This is a genomic window from Ruegeria sp. A4 (genome assembly GCF_056543025.1).
On sequence record NZ_JBQGAW010000001.1, the window covers coordinates 1112565 to 1132245 of the forward strand.

Annotated in this window: 16 protein-coding genes; 6 read left to right on the forward strand and 10 right to left on the reverse strand. The window is 57.9% G+C overall.

The window, feature by feature from the left end:
* Positions 1 to 115 precede the first annotated feature (115 nt).
* Entirely contained in the window at positions 116 to 1087 is a 972-nt protein-coding gene (locus ACR0E2_RS05565; RefSeq protein ID WP_171615803.1) for a LysR family transcriptional regulator, read from the reverse strand.
* A gap of 90 nt (positions 1088 to 1177) precedes the next feature.
* Complete coding sequence (locus ACR0E2_RS05570; protein ID WP_480445552.1) at positions 1178 to 3613, reverse strand: GcvT family protein; 2436 nt, start codon at positions 3611 to 3613, stop codon at positions 1178 to 1180.
* Between the two features lie 181 nt (positions 3614 to 3794).
* Between ACR0E2_RS05570 and ACR0E2_RS05575 the strand changes: the two genes are divergently transcribed.
* Together ACR0E2_RS05575 and ACR0E2_RS05580 are read left to right on the forward strand one after the other, a co-directional pair.
* Positions 3795 to 5315: a trimethylamine methyltransferase family protein gene (locus ACR0E2_RS05575; protein ID WP_480445553.1), complete on the forward strand. Its 1521-nt coding sequence runs from the start codon at positions 3795 to 3797 to the stop codon at positions 5313 to 5315.
* Between the two features lie 73 nt (positions 5316 to 5388).
* Positions 5389 to 6357: an agmatinase gene (locus ACR0E2_RS05580; protein ID WP_480445555.1), complete on the forward strand. Its 969-nt coding sequence runs from the start codon at positions 5389 to 5391 to the stop codon at positions 6355 to 6357.
* Here the strand turns inward: ACR0E2_RS05580 and ACR0E2_RS05585 are convergent.
* The 4 genes from ACR0E2_RS05585 to ACR0E2_RS05600 form a co-directional block, all read right to left on the reverse strand.
* Positions 6354 to 7334 carry an arginase family protein gene (locus ACR0E2_RS05585; protein WP_480445557.1) on the reverse strand — a complete coding sequence of 327 codons (981 nt, stop codon included), beginning with the start codon at positions 7332 to 7334 and terminating at the stop codon, positions 6354 to 6356. The two genes, ACR0E2_RS05580 and ACR0E2_RS05585, sit on opposite strands and share 4 nt — an antisense overlap.
* A gap of 54 nt (positions 7335 to 7388) precedes the next feature.
* Positions 7389 to 8978, reverse strand: coding sequence for an ABC transporter permease (locus tag ACR0E2_RS05590; RefSeq protein ID WP_480445559.1), 1590 nt, complete (start codon positions 8976 to 8978; stop codon positions 7389 to 7391).
* Positions 8971 to 10008: a quaternary amine ABC transporter ATP-binding protein gene (locus ACR0E2_RS05595; protein ID WP_480445560.1), complete on the reverse strand. Its 1038-nt coding sequence runs from the start codon at positions 10006 to 10008 to the stop codon at positions 8971 to 8973. Before ACR0E2_RS05595 ends, ACR0E2_RS05590 begins: the two co-directional genes overlap by 8 nt.
* Positions 10009 to 10086: 78 nt before the next feature.
* Positions 10087 to 11037 carry an ABC transporter substrate-binding protein gene (locus tag ACR0E2_RS05600; RefSeq protein WP_480445561.1) on the reverse strand — a complete coding sequence of 317 codons (951 nt, stop codon included), beginning with the start codon at positions 11035 to 11037 and terminating at the stop codon, positions 10087 to 10089.
* Positions 11038 to 11640: 603 nt separating this feature from the next.
* On the opposite strand from ACR0E2_RS05600, the gene ACR0E2_RS05605 reads away from it, so the two are divergent.
* The 4 genes from ACR0E2_RS05605 to ACR0E2_RS05620 are packed head-to-tail and all read left to right on the forward strand — an operon-like array spanning position 11641 to position 14633.
* Positions 11641 to 12309, forward strand: a complete 669-nt coding sequence (locus tag ACR0E2_RS05605; RefSeq protein WP_171228016.1) for a cupin domain-containing protein — start codon at positions 11641 to 11643, stop codon at positions 12307 to 12309.
* A 3-nt stretch (positions 12310 to 12312) separates the two neighbouring features.
* Entirely contained in the window at positions 12313 to 12996 is a 684-nt protein-coding gene (locus ACR0E2_RS05610) for an SDR family NAD(P)-dependent oxidoreductase (RefSeq protein WP_171228015.1), read from the forward strand.
* A gap of 3 nt (positions 12997 to 12999) precedes the next feature.
* Positions 13000 to 14076 carry a flavin monoamine oxidase family protein gene (locus ACR0E2_RS05615; protein ID WP_480445563.1) on the forward strand — a complete coding sequence of 359 codons (1077 nt, stop codon included), beginning with the start codon at positions 13000 to 13002 and terminating at the stop codon, positions 14074 to 14076.
* Complete coding sequence (locus ACR0E2_RS05620; protein WP_480445565.1) at positions 14067 to 14633, forward strand: TetR/AcrR family transcriptional regulator; 567 nt, start codon at positions 14067 to 14069, stop codon at positions 14631 to 14633. The genes ACR0E2_RS05615 and ACR0E2_RS05620 overlap by 10 nt, the downstream gene beginning before the upstream one ends.
* Positions 14634 to 14745: 112 nt before the next feature.
* On the opposite strand, the gene ACR0E2_RS05625 is transcribed toward ACR0E2_RS05620, so the two are convergent.
* Genes ACR0E2_RS05625 through ACR0E2_RS05640 form a run of 4 tightly spaced genes read right to left on the reverse strand, consistent with a single transcriptional unit; the run spans position 14746 to position 19671 of the window.
* Positions 14746 to 15900, reverse strand: a complete 1155-nt coding sequence (locus ACR0E2_RS05625; RefSeq protein WP_480445567.1) for a Gfo/Idh/MocA family protein — start codon at positions 15898 to 15900, stop codon at positions 14746 to 14748.
* Complete coding sequence (locus ACR0E2_RS05630; protein ID WP_171167441.1) at positions 15900 to 16955, reverse strand: sugar phosphate isomerase/epimerase family protein; 1056 nt, start codon at positions 16953 to 16955, stop codon at positions 15900 to 15902. The genes ACR0E2_RS05625 and ACR0E2_RS05630 overlap by 1 nt, the downstream gene beginning before the upstream one ends.
* 27 nt (positions 16956 to 16982) lie before the next feature.
* Positions 16983 to 18011, reverse strand: a complete 1029-nt coding sequence (locus ACR0E2_RS05635; protein ID WP_480445569.1) for a LacI family DNA-binding transcriptional regulator — start codon at positions 18009 to 18011, stop codon at positions 16983 to 16985.
* 37 nt (positions 18012 to 18048) lie between these two features.
* Complete coding sequence (locus ACR0E2_RS05640) at positions 18049 to 19671, reverse strand: dihydroxyacetone kinase subunit DhaK (RefSeq protein ID WP_480445571.1); 1623 nt, start codon at positions 19669 to 19671, stop codon at positions 18049 to 18051.
* Positions 19672 to 19681: the final 10 nt, after the last annotated feature.

Genomic DNA, 19681 nt, shown 5'->3' on the forward strand with positions numbered 1-19681 from the left:
ACCGCAATTCGAACATCGGCTCGGTTTCCCGAAACACCAACACGGCAAGTCCAGTTTAAGCCCTGCGAGCATCCGCCCTAAACCATCAGCCGTTCGGCACCCCGGTCAGATTGGGCTAGACGCCCTCTATCTCCATGGTGCGGAACTCATTCTTCAGCCAATTGTGTCGGGCACACATCGGTCTTGTGAAATGCTGACGTATCAATTTGCTCATGGCCTTCTGGATCAGCACCGACGTCGTTGCCGGGTATACCTCGGTTGTAAACAGCGACACCGTGCGAACGAAGTTGCTGCCGGGGAACGGCATGGCCTTTACGCTGTTGTGAAACCTCTGCGTTCGGTGAAAGCACGCCGCCGTCGTGATTGCCCAGCCACTGCCCTGCGCGACCAGGCCGATGATGGATTGGTTGCACTCCAGTTCAAACCGGTTGGGCAGGCTGAACTTGCTTCGGGCCAGTTGAGTTTCAATCTGCTTGCCGATCACATAGTCACGCGAATACCTCAACAATGGCAGGTCGGCATCCGGGTTGAACAGCTCGTCCGGGGACCCTTCGAACTTGTTGGGAACCACGACGATGAAGGGGTCTCTCATCAACGGATATTCGATCAGCCCCTCGGTACGACCCAGCGGTCGTGTGGCGACGCCCACGTCAAGCTTGTGTTCCTGAAGTTTGGCAAGAATTTCGTGGCTCGGGCGTGTGAAATGGCGGAAATTGCACCGTGGCAGAGCCTGCGCCAGAAAACGAACAAGGTCGGGTGCGATCTGGTTGTCGAAGTCATCGATCAAAGCCAGCCGCAGATCCGTCGCATGCTGCCAGTTTCCCGTTCGTATCTCGGCCTCACCGCGTTTCAGCACAGTCAGACCCTCACGCACATAGCGGGCAAACACCTCGCCCGCCGGCGTCAGGCCCATCGGGCGACGCCCATGGTCGACCAATTCAATCCCCAACGCGCGTTCAAGGCTGCGCAGGTGGTTCGAAACCGTGCTGATCGACAAGTCTGTTTCTGATGCGACTTGCTGAATCGATCCGGATTTGGCGATCAGCTGAAACACTTCCAGCCATCGAAGACTCAGAGATTTGGACACGGCAACCGACCATTGTTTCGATTTGTTCGAAACTAGCGAAGCAAAGTTTTGCCCATGCGGCAATGAAGAAGTTGATCGAAACGGTCGATTCTAGGCTTTCATCCGCACAAAATCCGGGTCGTACGGGCTTGGGCTGATAACCGTCGCACCAATCCGTTTCCCGCAGCTGTCCAGCTCCATTTCGCGGCCAAGCTGCGCCAGGGACGGATGAATGAAAGCATGCGCCAGATTCAGCTCGGTGCGATACCCCCATGCGCCCGACGTGATGGTGCCAACGACAGTATCACCCTGCATCAGCGATGCGCCGGGATGCGCCGGGCCAAGGGTTGAATCGATGCGCAACGGGACCAGCTTGCGTCGTGGTCCTTCCGACTTCCGATTCAACAGGGCATCACGCCCCACGAAGGCGCCCTTGTCCAGTCGGACGAACCGATCCAGCCCGGTTTCAAAAGGATCAAATTCGGTGATCAGATCGGCTTTCCAGTGCAAAAAGCTCTTCTCCATGCGCATGGATTCTACGGCCCTGGCACCGAACAGGTTCAGCCCGTGCGTTTCGCCGGCCTCGCGCAAGGCAAGATAGGCCGCATAGAGCGAGGCGTTTGGAACATGGATTTCATAGGCCAGCTCGCCCGAGTAACTCAGGTTCATGACCGTCGCCGGAGCAATACCGACAAAGCACTCGCGCACGCTGAGCCACGGGAACGCATCTGCCGACCAATCTCCTCTGGCGCAGGCTGACAAGACAGAACGCGACTTCGGGCCAGCCAGAACCAGAATGGTCTGATCATTTGTCAGGCTGCGCAACTGAACGTCCTCATCGCTGCGCAGATGCAGGCGCAACCAATCCATGTCGTGAAACTCGCTCGCCGCGGCGGAACCATACCAAACGCGGGCCGGCCCCCTGTCGCAGGCGGGCAGATTGGCAATCGTCGCTTCTGCCTTGATCATACCGTAGTGATTCAACAGGTATCCCAACCCGACACGCCCCTCACGCCGAGGAACAAGCCCGCAAAACAACCGATCCAGGAATGCGTGCCTGTCCGATCCTGTGATCTCGATGCGGTTGAACCCGTTGACCTCTGCAAGCCCGACGCCGGTTCGAATGCTTTCGACTTCGGCGGCCACCAAATCGAAGGTTTCGTCAAAATCGAAACTGAGCGTCGGCGAGAAATCGGGATCGGGTTTGAAATAGTCCACCCTTTCCCATCCGTTGACCACAGTGAACTCGGCCCCTTCGGATGCCAGAACAGGCGTCAAAGGGGTCGTCTTAGCGGGTCGGCCCGCGGGGCGATGTTCATGCGGAAAGTGGAACCTGAATTCGTTCTGATAATCCTCAATCGCCTTGAGCGCGGTGAGTTCCACATTGGCATGACCCGAAAACCTCCGCGGGTCGAGGCACCACGTGTCATAACATGCCTCGCCATGCACGATCTGCTGTGCCAGCAACCATCCGTGACCGCCACCTTCACCCAGCCCGGCCCGCAGCCCAATGATGCAGTACGCGTTGCGCTTGCCCGGAATCGGACCGACCAATGGGGCGCCATCAATGGTGTAGGTGATCGGTCCGTTGACCACGGTGTGAATACCAACCTCCATCAAGGCGGGCATGCGCGCAAAGGCCCCTTCCAGCACATCGGTTACCCGGTCCAGATCATCCGGGCACAATGCGTTCACGAAGTTCGGATCAATCCCGTCCATACCCCAGGTTTTGCATCCCTGCTCGTAGAACCCGAGCAACAGGCCGTTCTTTTCCTGCCGGCAATAGTAATCGCTGATCGGGCAGCGCAGCAGCGGCATCCGGTGTCCGGCATCCCGGATGGCCTCGATTTCTTCGGTCAGGAAATACTGATGTTCCATGGACGACACGGGATGATGAACACCCATCATGGCGCCGACTTCGTTGACCCTGTAGCCGCAGGCGTTGACGACGACATCACAGTCGATATCCCCGTTCTCGGTATGCACGGTCCAGGTGTCATCGCTGTGCTGTGTCAGCGCGGTCACCGGCGTATTTCGATACACCTCGGCACCCGCGTTGCGTGCCCGGCGCGCAAGGGCCTGGCACAATTGCGCCGGATCGATGTCGCCGTCCAGCGGATCCCAAAGCCCACCGATGAGATTTTCGGTCGAAATCAACGGGTGTCTCCGGGCACATTCATCCGCGTCTATCACCTCGAAATGCACGCCCATCCCCCGCGCCATGGACGCAAAGTGACGATAGCCCTGCATCTGCCCTTCGGTGTTGGCCAGACGGATCCCACCGTCTGCGTGGTGATAGTTGATCGGGTAATCCGGATCGTCGGCCAGTTCCTTGTACAGACGGATCGAATGCGATTTCAGGCCGACCATCGTCTGGTTCATGCCGAAATTGGTGACCTGCGCCGCCGAATGCCATGTCGTGCCCGAGGTCAGTTCATTCCGTTCGACCAAAACCACATCGGTCCACCCTTCCCGGGTCAGGTGGTAGAGCGTCGAACATCCGGCGATCCCGCCCCCTATCACAACGGCTCTGGTACGCGACTTCATGGCATTGCTCCTTCAACTTCGGCACCAGTCTTGCTGAATAACGGGATGGGCAGACAACAGGGCAGATGCGGGTGCCGGAAAATCGAAACCGCGATTTCGGATTCTGAAAACGGCACTTCTTCTTTGATACCGGGACAACTTGGGTCCTACGGTGCAGGAAAACGCAAGGTGACGAAAACACATGCCATCCGACAGCATCAAACGAAGCGGACGCAAAGCACGGCATGCGCAGCGTGCGGCCAAACCCGTCATTGATCCTTGCCCGCCCGGTCAGAAAGGCGGGGCATTCAAGCCCTTGAGCCTATCGGAAATCGAGAAAATCTATGACACGGCGCTGCGTTTGCTGGAAGAGCTGGGGATGGGAGACGTGCCGGACAGGCTGGCCTTCGATCTCAGGGCGGCGGGTGCCCAGGATCGGGAACAGAACCGCCTGGTTTTTCCCCGTTCAATGGTCGAACAGGCCATCGCCTCGGCCGCGAAGAGCTTCACCTTTCATGGCCGGGATGAAAAACGATCCATCGAGGTGGGTGGCGACCGCGTGTATTTTGGCACCGGCGGTGCTGCGGTTCAGACCCTTGATATCAACAGTGGGCTTTATCGCCCCTCCACCCTGGCCGATCTGCATGATTTCACCCGGCTACAGGACACGCTGGCCAATGTCAGTTGGTTTACCCGATGCTGCGTGGCAACCGACATCCCGGATGTGTTCGATCTGGACGTGAACACCGTTTACGCTTTGGTACGCAACACAACCAAGCCAATGGCAACGTCTTTCACGTTGGCGGAACATGTCGGCCCGATCGTCGCGATGCTGGATATCGTCGCCGGAGGGGCCGGGGAATTCGCCAAACGCCCCTTCCTGAAAGCGCATATAAGCCCGATCATTTCGCCAATGCGATACGGCGAGGATGCCGTGGACGTGGTTTATGAATGCATCGCCCATAACATACCCATGTCCTGCATCACGGCCGCGCAGGCGGGCGCAACCGCCCCGGCAACTCTGGCCGGATTTCTGGCGCAATCACTGGCCGAAACGCTGGCCAGTCTCGTGATGGTCAATGCGATCAAACCCGGCTTTCCGATGGTCTTTTCCAACTGGCCCTTCATCGTGGATCTCAGGACCGGCTCTTTCGCAGGGGGCAGCGGCGAGACCGCAATCCTGAATGCGGCGTCGGCGCAAATCACGAACTGGCTGGGTTTGCCGTCGGGCGTGGCCGCTTCGATGGCCGATGCCAAAGCCATCGACGCCCAGCATGGGGCTGAAAAAGGCATCACGTCGCTGGCGGCAGCGCTGGCAGGAGGCAATCTGATCTATGAAAGCTCGGGCATGACGGCATCTCTGCTCGGGGTCAGCTTCGAGGCCTTCGTTCTCGACAACGAAATGCACTCGCACACGTATCGTGTCTTGCGCGGGATCGAGGTCACCGAAGCGAATCTTGGCTTTGACGCCATATGCCATTCGGTTCTGGGCGATGGGCATTTTCTGGGCAGCGAGCAAACCTATGAAGCCATGGAACGAGACTATTTCTATCCGAAACTCGCCGATCGTCAGGAGCCCCGCACCTGGCAAACCGATGGCGCGATGGATGCGTGGTCATCCGCACGGCGCGTCGCTCAAGAGGTGTTGAGCACGCATTACCCCAAATACCTCACCCCTGAACAAGACGCCGAAATCCGCCGGCGTTTTCATATCCTGTCTTGAAGAGCGGCGGGCATTTCCAGCCCGGTCCTGAACCGTTAGGGTCACTGAGGAAACTTGCAGAGGATGGGGCATCATGGCCGATTCATTTTTTCAACCGGTGTCCGCCATGGAACTGGCCCGATTTGCCGGCATTCCCGCATTCATGCGCCTGCCCATGCTGGATCTGGCGCACGAACGGATTTCGGAAGTCGAACTGGGCATCGTCGGTATCCCTTGGGACGGCGGAACCACCAATCGCCCCGGCGCCCGGCATGGTCCGCGGCAATTAAGAGATTATTCCACGATGATCAGGGCGATGAACCCGGTTACGGGTGTGGCACCGTTTTCAATGGTGAACTGCGCAGATCTAGGAGACGTCGCCCCCAACCCCGTCGACATAGAAGACACGCTGGATCGGGTCACGCGTTTCTACACGGATCTTCAAGCCCGCAACATCACACCATTGACCGCCGGAGGGGATCACCTGACCACCCTGCCCGTCCTGCGTGCCCTGGCCGCTTCGGGTCCGGTTGGCCTGATCCAGTTCGACAGTCACACCGACTTGTTCGACACTTATTTCGGAGGTCACAAATTCACCCACGGCACCCCGTTCCGCCGCGCGGTCGAGGAAGGGTTGGTGGACCCGAAGCGTTTTGTACAAGTCGGGATTCGCGGCACGGCCTACAACACTGAAGATATCGAATGGGGCGAGGCACAGGGCATCCGCATCATTCGTGTCGAAGAGCTGTTCGACCGGGGCATAGACGACGTCATGAACGAGGTACGCGATATCGTTGGCATGCAGCCGACCTATTGCACCTATGACATCGACTTTGTTGATCCAACTTATGCTCCCGGCACGGGAACACCTGAAATCGGCGGGCCCAACAGCTTTCAGGCCCAGCAAGTCATTCGCAGGATGTCCGGTCTGAACCTTGTCGGCGCCGATCTTGTCGAAGTGTCACCGCCATTCGACCCCCAAGGCGGGACGGCGTGGCTTGGCATCTCGCTGATGTTCGAACTGCTTTGCGTTCTGGCACAGGCGATCGACGCGCGGCGCTAGGCCCGCGCGACGTTCTCGGCGATCATCGAAATCATCTCGAACATCACCGCCGCCGCCGTCAGCGCGGTGATGTTGTTGGGGCTGTCCTTGGTGGGCATCATGCAGACCACATCGCCGCCGATGATGTTCAATCCGCGCGCCGCGCGCAGGATGCCGACCGCCTCATCTATGTCAAACCCCTTCTCACCCGGTTCCAGATTGGACACGGCCGGCGCGACGGTTGGGTCCAGACAGTCCAGATCGAAGGTGATGTAAACCGGGCGGTCACCCAAAACCTCTTTGGTCTGCGCCACGACGTCCTGCAATCCGCGCTGTCTGAATTCGCGCATGGTGACGATGTTGTACCCGTAATCGTAAGACGGTTGCAGCCAGTCCAGGCTGCGTGGATGGCCGCGCAGACCGATCTGCATCGACCGGGTTGGATCCACCTGCCCCTGATCGGCCAGATAGGCCCCCCAGTGAGCCGCTGATTTCTTGGCACCAAGAAAGTGATCAACCTTGGTGAAGACATCCGTATGCGCGTCCAGATGCAGAAAGCTGACCGGCTGCCCGCCTGCAAGCTTGCCGCCACCCAGGGCCTGAACAATGCCACCGGTGATGGAATGGTCGCCTCCGACGGAAACGGGGCGCGCTCCGGCCGCGTCTATGGTCTTGTAGAATTCAGTGATGCGTTCGATGCAGTCTTCGTTGTCGTTGGCCTTTGGAAAAGGCACATCACCAACATCGGCGATCCGCGCACTCTGCCAAGGATCAATTTCAAAGACCGCATGCACCCTGCGTTGTACGGCCGAGACATGCCGCAACGCGCGTGGTCCCAGGTGCTGGTTCCTTTCGGTCGTGCCGTTGCCCGTCGAATGCGGCACGCCCGCCAGTGCGATATCCTGCCCTTCGGGCCCGACATTGGGACACCGGAACAGTGTGGGCACGCCCCACCAATACAGGTTGTCCATCATCGATTGTTCATACGGGTCGGTCATGATTTCCTCGGATCAAAGAAAAGCGCCCCCGATCAGAACCGGGGGCGTTTGCGTTCAGAGTTTTTCGTCTTCTCGTCGGAACGCGCCCTGCACGATCCGGTCCATGACCATGGCAAGGAACAGGATCGCAAAGCCCCCCAGCAGGCCCGGCCCCTTGGCCGCGTATTGCAGCGCCTCGAGGATTTCCTTGCCCAAACCGCCCCCGCCGATCAGTGAGATGATCACGACCATGGACAGGCACATCAGGATCGTCTGGTTCACACCGGTCATGATCGATGGCAGCGCCAGCGGGATTTCAACATCCTTCAACAATTGCCATTTCGACGCGCCAAAGGCGACGGCAGCTTCTTTGATGCTTTCAGGCACCCCCCGCATGCCCAGTGCCGTCAGGCGGATCACCGGCGGCATGCCAAAGATGATGGTGGCCAGAATCCCCGGCGGGTTGCCGGTGCCGAAGAAGGCGATGATCGGGATCAGGTAGACGAAGGCGGGAAGCGTCTGCATCAGGTCCAGAACCGGTTCCGCCGCGCGATAAGCGCGCTGCGACTTTCCGAACCAGATACCCAGCGGAATGCCGAAGACGACGCACAGCAACACCGCCGCACCGACCAGAGCAACCGTTTCCATCGCCACGTCCCAATACCCCAGCAACGCGATATAGGCCAGAGAAGACGCGGTGAAGATGGCAACCCTTGGTCCCGCCGCACGCCAGGCCGTCACACAGATGACCAGCATGACCACCGGCCAGGGCGACCCAATCAGTGCAATCGTCAGCGCATCAAGCACCGAGCGCACGCCCGCCACGATCCCGTCAAAGATGTCGCCGCCCGCCGCAGCGGCCGCATCAATCTTGGCCTCCATCCAGTTTGCCAGGCTCGAGAACAGCGTGCCGTTGCCTTCCCCAAGAAACATCGCAGACACTTGCTGTTCCGGGAACGCGTCCAACAAGGGAAGGGATGCGTTTACGGTGAACTTGTACACAATCAATGGTCCGATTGCTGCAACGAGGATCGCGCCCATGACGATGTTACGGGTCGAACGCCCACTTTCCGTGCTGTCCGGATCGATACGCCAGTTCGAATACTGTTTTTCGTAGACGCGGTCGGCGTAGAACCCTTGAACCAACTTGAACACCAGCAACATCAACAACCCGGTAATCAGGATGCCTGCCGCCTCGGACTGCGCAGCGGCAGCCCTTTCCAGACTTGTGGCCGCTGCTTTTTGTATGTTCTCGGCCAGTTTGGTGAAACGGTCGATATCGGCCTGTTCCGTGGCATCCGCTGCGCGCGCCAACAGTTCGGCCGCACGTTCCTGCTGACGCGCAGCGCGCTCGGCAAAATCCGCGCCGGGATTGCCCCATGCGCCCCTGCCGATCTGGACCCACGCGATGATCTCAAGGATCAGAAAGGTCCAGAACATGCCCCAGATTGCGCGTGACGCAGACCAGAACGGCCCCAGCGCCGCGGCCCACTTGTTGAACGTGTTGGGAATCGCGCTGGTCGCATCATGGATCTTGTGGAACGCATTGACATAGTAGTCACCGTTCGGACCCGCGAACTCTTTGATGGAAAGGTCCAGCGCCTCGCGATCGACCTCGATATCAGAGGCGGCCGTTACTTTCATCTCTGTTGCAGCATCAGTCATTTTTGCCCCCCTGGATACCGCGCAACAGGCGCGGCTTGGTCACGACGCCCACATCCATACCCGCATCCGTGATGACGACCGGCAGATCAGAATTCACGGCCAGGTCGATCAGTTGATCCAGATCCGCGCCCTCGTCGGCTCGGGGCGCACCGTCAAGTGGCCCTGAATAACTGTCCACCGGCTCCATGATGGAATGCGCCTTGACCAGTTTGAGTTTTGAGATGCCCTGAACGAATTCGCGCACGTAATCGTCGGACGGGTTCATGACGATGTCTTCGGGGGTTCCGATCTGTACGATGACGCCATCTTTCATGATCGCAATCCGGTGGCCGATCCGAATGGCTTCGTCCAGATCGTGGGTGATGAACAGCGTGGTCTTTTTGAGCTGCGCCACAAGTGCTTTGAACTGGTCCTGCAATTGCAGGCGGATCAGCGGATCAAGGGCAGAGAACGGTTCATCCATCAACAGGATTTCCGGGTCCGAGGCCAGCGCCCGCGCGATCCCCACGCGTTGCTGCATCCCGCCCGAAAGCTCTTTGGGCAGGCGGTCCTCGTAACCTGTCAGATTCACCAGGCTCAGCGCGTGATCCGAGACGGCCCAGCGCTTTGACTTGGACACCTTTCGGATCTCCAACGGATAGGCCACATTATCGCGCACGGAACGATGCGGCATCAGCGCCATGTGCTGAAAGACCATCCCGATTTGCTGGGCGCGAATGCGGCGCAACTCGGATTCCGACAGTTTCGAAACGTCGTGACCCAGAATCTCGATCCGACCCGCCGTGGGTTCGATCAATCGATTCACATGTCGCACCAATGTGGACTTGCCCGAGCCGGACAGCCCCATGATACAGAAAATCTCACCCCTCGGCACTTCGAACGTGGCGCCCTGAACGCCGACAACACAGTTGAACCGCTCCAGAACCTCCGGCTTGCCTATGCCTTCGTTTCTGACCGCTTCCATTGCCTCTTCCGCACGCGAGCCGAAGATCTTCCAAACGTTTTCTAATTTTACGACAGGTTCGTCCATTTATCCCCCACAGGGCGATGCCCTGCCCGACAGAAAAAGGCCGCCGCGGTTTTGCGCGACGGCCTGAAGAGTGGTGATTTAGTTAGTCAGCCAGCCGATGACGGTGTCTTCATTCGCAGCCACCCATTCCTTGGCGAAATCCGCAGCTTCGATGTTGTCGACGGCCAGCGCCTTACCCATCGCGCTAAGATCGTCGCCTGTCATCTGGTAGTTGCTGAACAGGGCGGCCACTTCGGGATAGCTCTCTTCCAGTTCCTTGGCGTAGTGCAAGTGAAGCGTTGCTCCGTTCCAGGCCGAGGACGCCTCGGACTTGGACAACCAATCCGGATCATCCGTGGGCTGAACGATTGTCCAGGTGGCCGGATCATGAGGCGGTTCTTCCAGAACCGTCAGATCCTGTGTCACGAAGATATAGTGGGGGCTGTAGCAAAACCCGATCCACGGGTCGCCCGCTTTGGTCGCATTTGCCAGATTGGCATAGGCAATGGTTTCCTCGTATTCCGTCAGCTCGAAGATCTGGTCATAGCCATAGGATTTGGCCCGGATCTTCTCGACGACGGTCGACGCCCAACCCGGCGCACCGATCCATACCTCGGGTGTTCCGTTGCCATCGGTGTCAAAGATCGCAACCTTGTCGGGGTCGCTCAGGTCATCAATCGATTTGATGTCATATTGTTCCGCGATATAGGTCGGCACGCACATGCCCTGTTCGGCCTGAACCGGGTTTTGGTTCATGACGACGGAGCCGTTTTCCTTGACATAGGTATCGTGCAGGTTCTGCTGATTGGGCATCCACACTTCCGGATGGACATGCATCGAACCGCTGTCCATCGCCTCGAAGACAATCGGGTTGGTGCCATTTTGCAATTCCACGTCCAAGCCGAGGTTTTCTTCGATCACGACCTCAAGAATATGTGCCGTGGCGTTCACCGAGGCCCAGTTGGGCACACCGATCACGATATCCGCGGCCATGGCCGGCCCGGCAATCGCGAAGGACGCGCTTCCAAGTAGCGTTGCAATTTTTTTCATCTGATATCTCCGTGTTGGGTAGCTTCCGCGCTTGTTTTTCTCACCCTCTCGGGCAGCGGTGCGCTCAGGTTTTTGGTGTGGAAAGGTAGTGCCTTTCGGTTTTTTGGCGCCAGCAAAACCAAATGCTGACATAGCCCCGAAAGTGAAGCATGCGGATGCGTTGCCCATCAAGGGTTACGTCCTTCTACCTCATGAATGCGATATTATCATAAGTTTGTTTCGACTTCTTGCAATTCAATGCGGTACTTCCGAAACCTCTGAAACCGAAGATACCCGCTGGTTTCTTAGGCACTGAATTGCCTCGCACGAAAACCACAGCCAGTTTCAAAACGGCTTTTGATGCTTTCCTTTTGCAGGAAGCAATTGATATCAAGCAGATATTGCTGCACCTGATAATGCGTGTCGCGCACGCCCCGCCCTCAAAACGAGGCGTGAAACCTCTCCGTGGCGGTTGCGCCACCTAACCGTGCGACCAAGCCCCCCTGACAAGAAACCGTTCAACACTCTGTGAAACGTGTCGAGTATTCTAGTTTTGCTGCTGGCGTTTACCTACCTACTAGTAGATATTACTGTGCGTCGTAACCAAGGAAGAGACCTGACCCCATGGAAATCAATTCGGACTTCTCTGACCGCGTTGTCGTTCACTCAGACCAGCTGGAATGGCAGGCCTCTCCTATGAAGGGTGTGGATCGCAGGATGTTGGACAGGATCGGAGGCGAGGTCGCACGGGCCACCACTATCGTGCGTTATGCGCCGGGCAGTCATTTCTCTGCCCACACCCATACCGGCGGTGAGGAATTCATTGTCCTTGACGGTGTATTTCAGGATGAACACGGTGACTATCCGGCTGGGACCTATGTGCGCAATCCACCAACCTCGCAACACACACCGGGGTCGGAACCGGGATGCACGATCTTCGTCAAGCTCTGGCAGTTCGACATGAACGATCGAACCCAGTTTCGCAAAAACATGGTGGATGAGCTGCGCGCGCCCGCAAACGATATCGCCACCGCTGTCCTGCATGAGGATGCGCGCGAGATCGTGACCTACTCCCATCTGGACGCGGGCGCGACGCTGCGCTCGGACGCCCCTGGCGGGATCGAGGTTCTGATCATCGACGGGTCGGTCACTGAAGGCGGGGACGAACTGGTCAAAAACGATTGGCTGCGCCTGCCTGAAGGCCACAGCCTGACGGCCGTTGCGGGGGCGAACGGGGCCAAGATCTGGATGAAGACAGGCCACCTGCCTTACGCCCAACCGCCGGCGGTGTAACCGATGGCTGAACAAAAACCCTTGGCGCTTGTCGCCGGAGCGGGGGCTGGGCTTGGCCAGGCGTTGGTGTCGCGTTTCCAGGCCGAAGGCATGGTGACCGTGGGTCTGGGCCGAACCCAACCCGACAACCCAATCGGTTCCTTTCATCAGGTCGATCTGTCCGACCCCGGCGAAACGGCACCGGTCATAGCCAATTTGATTGCCACTTACGGGCCGCCCAAGATCGTGGTGCACAACACCGCAGAACTGGTGATCTCACCCTTCCTGAAAACAACGCTGAACGATTACCAGCGCAGCTGGACGTCGATGGTGCAAACGCTGATCGTGCTGGCGCAATCGGTGATGCAGCCGATGGTCCGTGGCGGTGGCGGAACCTTGATCGTGTCGGGTGCAACCGCCTCTCTGCGCGGTGGTGCACAGTTTTCAGCATTTGCTTCGGCCAAGTTTGCCCTGCGCGGGCTGACACAATCGCTTGCACGAGAGTTTCAACCGGCGGGCGTGCATATCACGCATGTCATACTGGACGGCATAATCGACACGGCCCGGTCGCGCGACCGGCACAGTCTGGACCCAGCCAAAATGATGAAGCCCGAAGATATTGCCGAGGTATATTGGCAACTGGCGCAACAACCCCGGTCGACTTGGACCCAAGAGCTGGACCTGCGTCCTTCAACTGAGGGGTTCTGACCCATGCGCACCGATACGCTCATCATCGGCGGCGGGCTTTCTGGGCTCAGCCTGGCGACACAGCTTGTGGATCAGGGTCAGGAAGTTCTGGTTGTTGAGGCGCGCAGCCGTCTGGGCGGACGCATTCTGACCGAGGTTCAGGGGAGCGCCCATCTGGACATGGGTCCGGCTTGGTTCTGGCCCGGCCAGCCACGTATCGCAACGCTGACAGACCGGCTGGGCCTGCACCGGTTTGACCAATTCAGTTCCGGCGCGCTGAGTTTCGAAGATGAACAGTGCCGTGTTGAGCGGGGCCGCGGGTTTTCATCCATGGAAGGGTCTTATCGTCTGATCGGGGGGCTCGCTGCTTTGACAGATGCGCTGTCGGCACGGTTGCCGGATGGGGCAATTCACCTGTCCACGCAGATCACCGCCTTGGCCCGCACCGAAGGCGGGGTTCGGGTCACCACGCAATCTGGGCAGCATATTTTGGCAAACCGTGTGGTACTTGCCGTGCCCCCACGCATCGCGGCCGAGTTGATCTATGAGCCCGCCCTGCCCGATGGCACGTTGTCAGCCATGCGGCACATCCCGACCTGGATGGCCGGGCAGGCCAAAGCGGTTGCGGTCTATGACACTCCGTTCTGGCGCGAAGACGGGCTGTCAGGGGACGCTATGAGCCGGCACGGCCCCATGGTGGAAATCCACGACGCATCGCCTGCCAGCGGTGGTCCCTTCGCGCTGTTCGGTTTCATCGGCATCCCTGCGCAAGCGCGCCGGGATGAAGGGGCGTTGCGGCTGCAGGTTCTGGCTCAGCTGGGGCGCTTGTTCGGGCGCAAGGCGACCAGCCCCAGCGTGCTTTTGTTAAAAGACTGGGCGTTTGATCGCTTCACAGCGACAGACCTGGATCTTCAGCCCGTATATGCCCATCCGCAATACGGTCTGCCGAAGGCCATGACGCGGATCTGGGAAGACAGGATCGTTTTCAGTGGCACCGAAACAGCCGCGCAATTTGGGGGATATCTTGAAGGTGCATTGGAAGCAGCAGAAAACACCGCGGCATTGTTGAGCGCAAATAGGATGAAGGTGGCATGGAATTAGACACGAAAACCGCTTTGCTGAATTCTGCCGAATTTGCCGTACGCAGCAAAGGCTTCGACGGCTTCAGCTATGCCGACCTTGCCAATGATGTGGGCATCCGCAAGGCATCGATCCACTATCACTTCCCGACCAAAGCCGCGCTTTCTTCAGCTTTGATGACACGCTACCATACCGAGCTTACCGGACGCTGCGACGAGATCGAGGAAACTTGTGACACGGCGGGCGCGCGCATGCGTGCACTGATCGCGCTGTATCGCGCGGCTTTGAACGAAGGGAAAACCCTGTGCTTATGTGTGTCGCTGATCATCAGCCGGGAAAGCTTGTCGACTGAGGTCACCGACAAAATCCGCGAGTTCCGGCGCATGATGACCCGGTGGATCGAGAATGTCTTTGCGCTTGGCAAAACCGATCATTCGATCACGGGCGTTGAAGATCCGGAAGCAGAGGCACGCGCGGCATTGGCCTTGCTGGAAGGCGCTCATCTGACGGCGCGGGCCGAGAAGAGCGCCCAAACCTTTGATGACGCCGTGGAAACGTTAACCGCGCGATGTTTGTGACACGGCCTATGCTTGCTCATACAGAGTGGCCGCGTCGATTGTTGAGGCGCTTGCCCGCCTCAACCCGGTTTTTCATACGAGGCCCGCAATTCAACCCGCAAAGCAGAAAGCCTCACTCCAGCTTGACCCAGGCCGAATTTCTGGCAGAGCTTTGCACGCATGCGGCCACAAACCTGACGCCTTCAAGCCCATCCCGGACCGTTGGATAGACGACAGATGCGTCAGGTGAACTTCCGTTTCTGAACGCCAGAATGGCTTCGGCTGCTTCGCCATAGATATTGGCAAACCCTTCCAGGTAACCTTCGGGGTGTCCCGGGGGCACTCTGCTGAGCCGATTGGCCGCATCCCCTGCCGCAGCCCCATTTCGGGTGATCAGACGCTTTGGCTCTCCGTAAGGAGTAAACCAAAGATAGTTCGGGTCTTCTTGAGCCCACTCGATGCCGCCCTTTTCGCCGTACACACGCAATCGCAGAGCGTTTTCGTTACCGGGCGCAACCTGCGAAGACCACAGCATGCCACGGGCTCCGCCTTGGAACCTCAGCAACACATGCGCGTTATCGTCGACCTGACGACCCGGCACAAAAGCCTGCAAATCCGCCGCAAGGCTTTCTGCCCTCAATCCGGTTACAAAGCAGGCAATATTATACGCATGAGTTCCAATATCACCGGTTGATCCTCCGGCACCGGAGCGTTCCGGATCAGTCCTCCACTCGGCCTGCTTGAAATCCTGCGGCTCGGTCAGCCAGTCTTGCGGATACTCAACCTGAACCACGCGGATTTTACCGATATCCCCGTTGGCAACCATCTCACGCGCTTGCCGAACCATTGGATAGCCCGTGTAGTTATGGGTAAGGATGAACAGCGCGTTTGAGTTTTCAGCGGTTTTGACCAGTTTCTTCGCATCACCAAGGGTCGACGTAAGCGGCTTATCGCAAATCACGTGAATGCCGCGTTTCAGAAACTCACGCGCGGCAGCATAGTGAACGTGATTTGGCGTGACGATCGAAACAGCTTCGATCCCGGATTTCAAACGCGCTTCTCGCATCGCCATCTGCTTGAAGTCATCGTAAACCCGCTCGATGCCCAGCGCCTCGCCGCTTTCCCGAGATTTTTCGGGCGTCGAGGACAACGCGCCTGCAACCAGCTCGAACTTGTCATCCAGTCGTGCGGCTATGCGGTGGACACCACCGATGAAAGCATCGTTTCCACCGCCGACCATACCAAGGCGAATGCGCCCCGTTCTTTCTTCGTTGCGTCCTGTTACCATCAGCCTATCCCCAGCATTTTCCGATTGGCCGCTTCGTCGGTGCCGCCGTCGGCAAAGTCGTCAAAGGCCTTCTCGGTCACGCGAATAATGTGATCGGAAACGAACTGCGCACCTTCACGCGCGCCATCCTCGGGATGTTTCAGGCAGCATTCCCATTCGACCACGGCCCAGCCATCAAAGTCGTTTGCCGCCATCTTGGAAAAGACGGCCCCGAAATCCACCTGTCCATCACCAAGTGACCTGAACCGCCCTGCGCGATCGACCCAGCTTTGATAGCCGGAATAGACACCTTGCCTTCCGGTCGGATTGAACTCGGCATCCTTTACGTGAAACATCCGGATGCGGTCTTTATAGATGTCGATATTGTCAAGGTAATCGAGGCATTGCAGGACATAATGCGACGGGTCGTACAGCATGCACGCCCGCGCATGGTTGCCTGTTCGTTCAAGGAACATTTCGTATGTCACCCCGTCATGAAGATCCTCGCCGGGGTGGATTTCATAGCAAACATCAACGCCACAGTCTTCAGCGTGGTCCAAGATCGGCACCCAACGACGGGCGAGCTCATCAAATGCGGTTTCAATTAGACCAGCAGGACGTTGGGGCCAGGGATACACGTAAGGCCAGGCCAGCGCGCCAGAGAATGTTGCATGAGCCGAGATTCCCAAATTCCGAGAGGCTGAAAGCGCTTTCTTGACCTGATCAACGGCCCATTCCTGCCGGGCTTTGGGATCTCCCCTGACGCTTTCGGCCGCAAAACCATCAAACGCCGTATCATAGGCCGGGTGAACAGCGACAAGTTGGCCTTGCAGGTGCGTCGATAATTCTGTGACTTCAACGCCATTCTCTTGGGCTTTGCCCTTGAAGTCATCACAATAGTCTTTGCTTGTCGCGGCCGTTTCAAGGTCGAACAACCGCCCGTCCCAACTGGGCACTTGAACACCCCTGTATCCGCAATCCGCCGCCCATTTGGTTATGGCGTCCCATGAATTGAACGGCGCTTCGTCACCGGCAAATTGTGCAAGAAATAATGCAGGCCCTTTGATCGTCTTCATTCAGTTTCCTCCCCGAAACCAATGCCTCTATGGCGGCAAGTTTTCCTTCAGATAGATGTCGATGCGGATGCGTTCCTGTGATTTGTTGAAAGGGACTTTGTCCGATGTTGCACGCAACAGACGCACGGCGGACCGCACCAGATGCCCGGAGTCCTGCGAGATCAGCGCGTCAAAGGTGCCACGGCGAAGCGCGTCACGACTAAGCGGCGTGAGTTCATGCGCGATAATGACCAGATCCTTGCTGATCCCGCTCTCTGACAGAAATTGAACCAAACCCGCATTGCCGGCGGCGGAAGAGTATATTCCGACCAGGTCGGGGTAGGTCTCAAATATCCCAGGCATCATCTTGTAGATCAGATCCGGGTCATCCCTGCCCTCGACAGACGCCACGACTTCCAGATGAGGGAATTCTTCAGCGACAACAAGATCAAATCCCTGGCGCCGCTCCAGATGATCACGTGCCAAACGTGAGCCCGTCAGAACCAAAACCTTACCCGGACGATGCACAAAGCGCCCCATCAACTGAGCTGCGGTTCGCCCGGCCGAAACGTTATCGATTCCGACAAAATGATCTCTGTCCGAGCTTGGCAAGTCCGACACCAATGCAACCACTGGAATGCCTTTATCCCTGACCCTCTTCACAGCGTCGCGGACCGAAGGCGTTTCCGGCCCGAATACGGCCACCCCGTCGACGCTCAGGTGGTCGATCCCATCCAGAATGTTGACTATGTCCTGAGGCTCGAACGGAGCGACCTTTTTTATCGTGACCCGTGTTCTTTCGATGAACTGATCGCGCGATTGTTCAGCTATCTGATCGCATATCGCCTCGACAAATTCATTGCCGGCGTCCGGCAGAATAAAGACGAAATTGTAGACACGGTTCCGCGCGAGGTTGGCAGCAGCGGTGTCGCGCACATACCCAAGCTCATCAATCGCCTTTTGTACTTTCTGCACGGTCACCGCCCGCACACCGGGACGCCTGTTCAAGACCCGGTCAACAGTCGCCAGACTGACACCCGCAACGCGCGCGATGTCGTTTACGGTTGGCTTTTTCACCAATTCTAGTTTTTGCTTTTGGTCTTCCACGTGTCTTTCAGCCCTCAATCTCCCGTGCCAAGCCTTCGAACAGCAATGCAACAGCTTCTGCACCCGGGTCGTTATGTCCGATCAGATTTTCTTCGGGAACATAGGCTGCACGGCCTGCCTTGGCACGGTGAATATTTGCGGTTTTGTCAGCACCTTCACGCGCGGCTTTCGCGGCTTGCACCAGCCCTGAAGGCAGCGCCTCAAGCGCAGGTGCCAGAGCATCAATCATTGTTCTGTCGCCAACTTTGGCCCCACCTACCTGGCTGACCCGGTTCAGACCTTCGACCAAAGACTTTGATATGGAAGCGCCACTGGCACAGGCATCTCCGGCGGCATTGAAAAAGATCGCCAGGATCACACCGGAAGATCCCCCCATGGTCTGGCTCAACTCATTGCCCAGCGCGGGAAACAATTGCGTCAGGTCCGCAAGAGGCATTCGATCCAGGCTTCCCTGCAAAGATCTGGCTGCTGTCGCCAAGGTACTGCCTGTATCTCCATCTCCGGATTTCGCGTCCAATTCGTTCAGGTCTTTCTCGGCTTGGATCAGCAGCTCTGCCAAGCGATTTATTGTTTCCTTGGTCGCCGGATTGTTCGACGGGATGGGGTCAATCGGGGTCAAACCATCTGGCAAAGGGGCAATTCGAACCGACTTTATCGTTTTGACCCCTGGCCATGCCGCCAACTCGACCGGTTCTTCCAGCGCCAACAAGTCATTCGGATCAACCGGCAGAATCGACACAGAAAATCCATGCATGTCCAGCGAAGTCATCATCGGTGCCGGACCGATAATATGTCCCGCGATACCGGTTTCGGACAAGGCGTGCGTCAAAACAGACATCTCAAGCGGTGTTGTAGACCCCAAGTTGTTTAACAGCGCCACGCAGTCACCCGCCCCCACTCGCTGCTTCAACTTTTCCACGACGGTGGACATTGCGGTCACGGCATTTGCGAACTCCACCTGCTCAACACCTGGCTCACCGTGAATACCCAACCCGAGCTCTGCTTTGCCGGGGGCAATCCTGTCTTCTTTCGGGGAACCCGGAACGGTGCAGGTGTCCAAACTCATCCCGATACTGACTACTTTCTCGACTACGTTCTTAGCGGCCTTGGTTACAGTTTCCAGATCAGCCCCACGTTCTGCCAATGCTCCGGCAATCTTGTGCACGAACAAGGTCCCTGCCACGCCACGCGGTTGCGGAAGGTCAGGAAGGGCGATGTCATCATCGACCACCACCATTTCCACCTTGCGCCCCAATGCGCGGGCGCGCTCGGCCGCCAGTCCAAAATTCAGCCGGTCGCCAGTATAATTCTTGACGATCAGCAAACACCCCGCCTCACCGGTCACGGCCAGAATGCCCGCCAGGACAGCTTCTACCGATGGGGAAGCGAAAACCTCTCCGCATACGGCCGCAGTTAACATTCCGGCGCCCACAAACCCGGCATGGGCAGGTTCGTGGCCGGAACCTCCGCCCGAAACCAGGGCGACTTTCGATTTGTCCCAATCCGATCTGTAGACAACCTTGATATGAGGGTACCCATCCAATCTGGTCAGTGCCCCACCTGAGGATGCAAGAAGACCATCTATCGCCTCGGTCACGAGGGTTTCTTTTGTGTTGAGGAACTGGGCCATGCTTTTGCTC

Excerpts from the sequence above, each read along its gene's own strand:
- ACR0E2_RS05620 (WP_480445565.1), top strand. The coding sequence starts at position 14,067 with ATGGAATTAGACACGAAAACCGCTTTGCTGAATTCTGCCGAATTTGCC.
- ACR0E2_RS05610 (WP_171228015.1), top strand. The coding sequence starts at position 12,313 with ATGGCTGAACAAAAACCCTTGGCGCTTGTCGCCGGAGCGGGGGCTGGG.
- ACR0E2_RS05625 (WP_480445567.1), bottom strand. The coding sequence starts at position 15,900 with ATGGTAACAGGACGCAACGAAGAAAGAACGGGGCGCATTCGCCTTGGT.
- ACR0E2_RS05575 (WP_480445553.1), top strand. The coding sequence starts at position 3,795 with ATGCCATCCGACAGCATCAAACGAAGCGGACGCAAAGCACGGCATGCG.
- ACR0E2_RS05615 (WP_480445563.1), top strand. The coding sequence starts at position 13,000 with ATGCGCACCGATACGCTCATCATCGGCGGCGGGCTTTCTGGGCTCAGC.
- ACR0E2_RS05600 (WP_480445561.1), bottom strand. The coding sequence starts at position 11,037 with ATGAAAAAAATTGCAACGCTACTTGGAAGCGCGTCCTTCGCGATTGCC.
- ACR0E2_RS05605 (WP_171228016.1), top strand. The coding sequence starts at position 11,641 with ATGGAAATCAATTCGGACTTCTCTGACCGCGTTGTCGTTCACTCAGAC.
- ACR0E2_RS05580 (WP_480445555.1), top strand. The coding sequence starts at position 5,389 with ATGGCCGATTCATTTTTTCAACCGGTGTCCGCCATGGAACTGGCCCGA.
- ACR0E2_RS05595 (WP_480445560.1), bottom strand. The coding sequence starts at position 10,008 with ATGGACGAACCTGTCGTAAAATTAGAAAACGTTTGGAAGATCTTCGGC.
- ACR0E2_RS05570 (WP_480445552.1), bottom strand. The coding sequence starts at position 3,613 with ATGAAGTCGCGTACCAGAGCCGTTGTGATAGGGGGCGGGATCGCCGGA.
- ACR0E2_RS05630 (WP_171167441.1), bottom strand. The coding sequence starts at position 16,955 with ATGAAGACGATCAAAGGGCCTGCATTATTTCTTGCACAATTTGCCGGT.
- ACR0E2_RS05640 (WP_480445571.1), bottom strand. The coding sequence starts at position 19,671 with ATGGCCCAGTTCCTCAACACAAAAGAAACCCTCGTGACCGAGGCGATA.
- ACR0E2_RS05585 (WP_480445557.1), bottom strand. The coding sequence starts at position 7,334 with ATGACCGACCCGTATGAACAATCGATGATGGACAACCTGTATTGGTGG.
- ACR0E2_RS05590 (WP_480445559.1), bottom strand. The coding sequence starts at position 8,978 with ATGACTGATGCTGCAACAGAGATGAAAGTAACGGCCGCCTCTGATATC.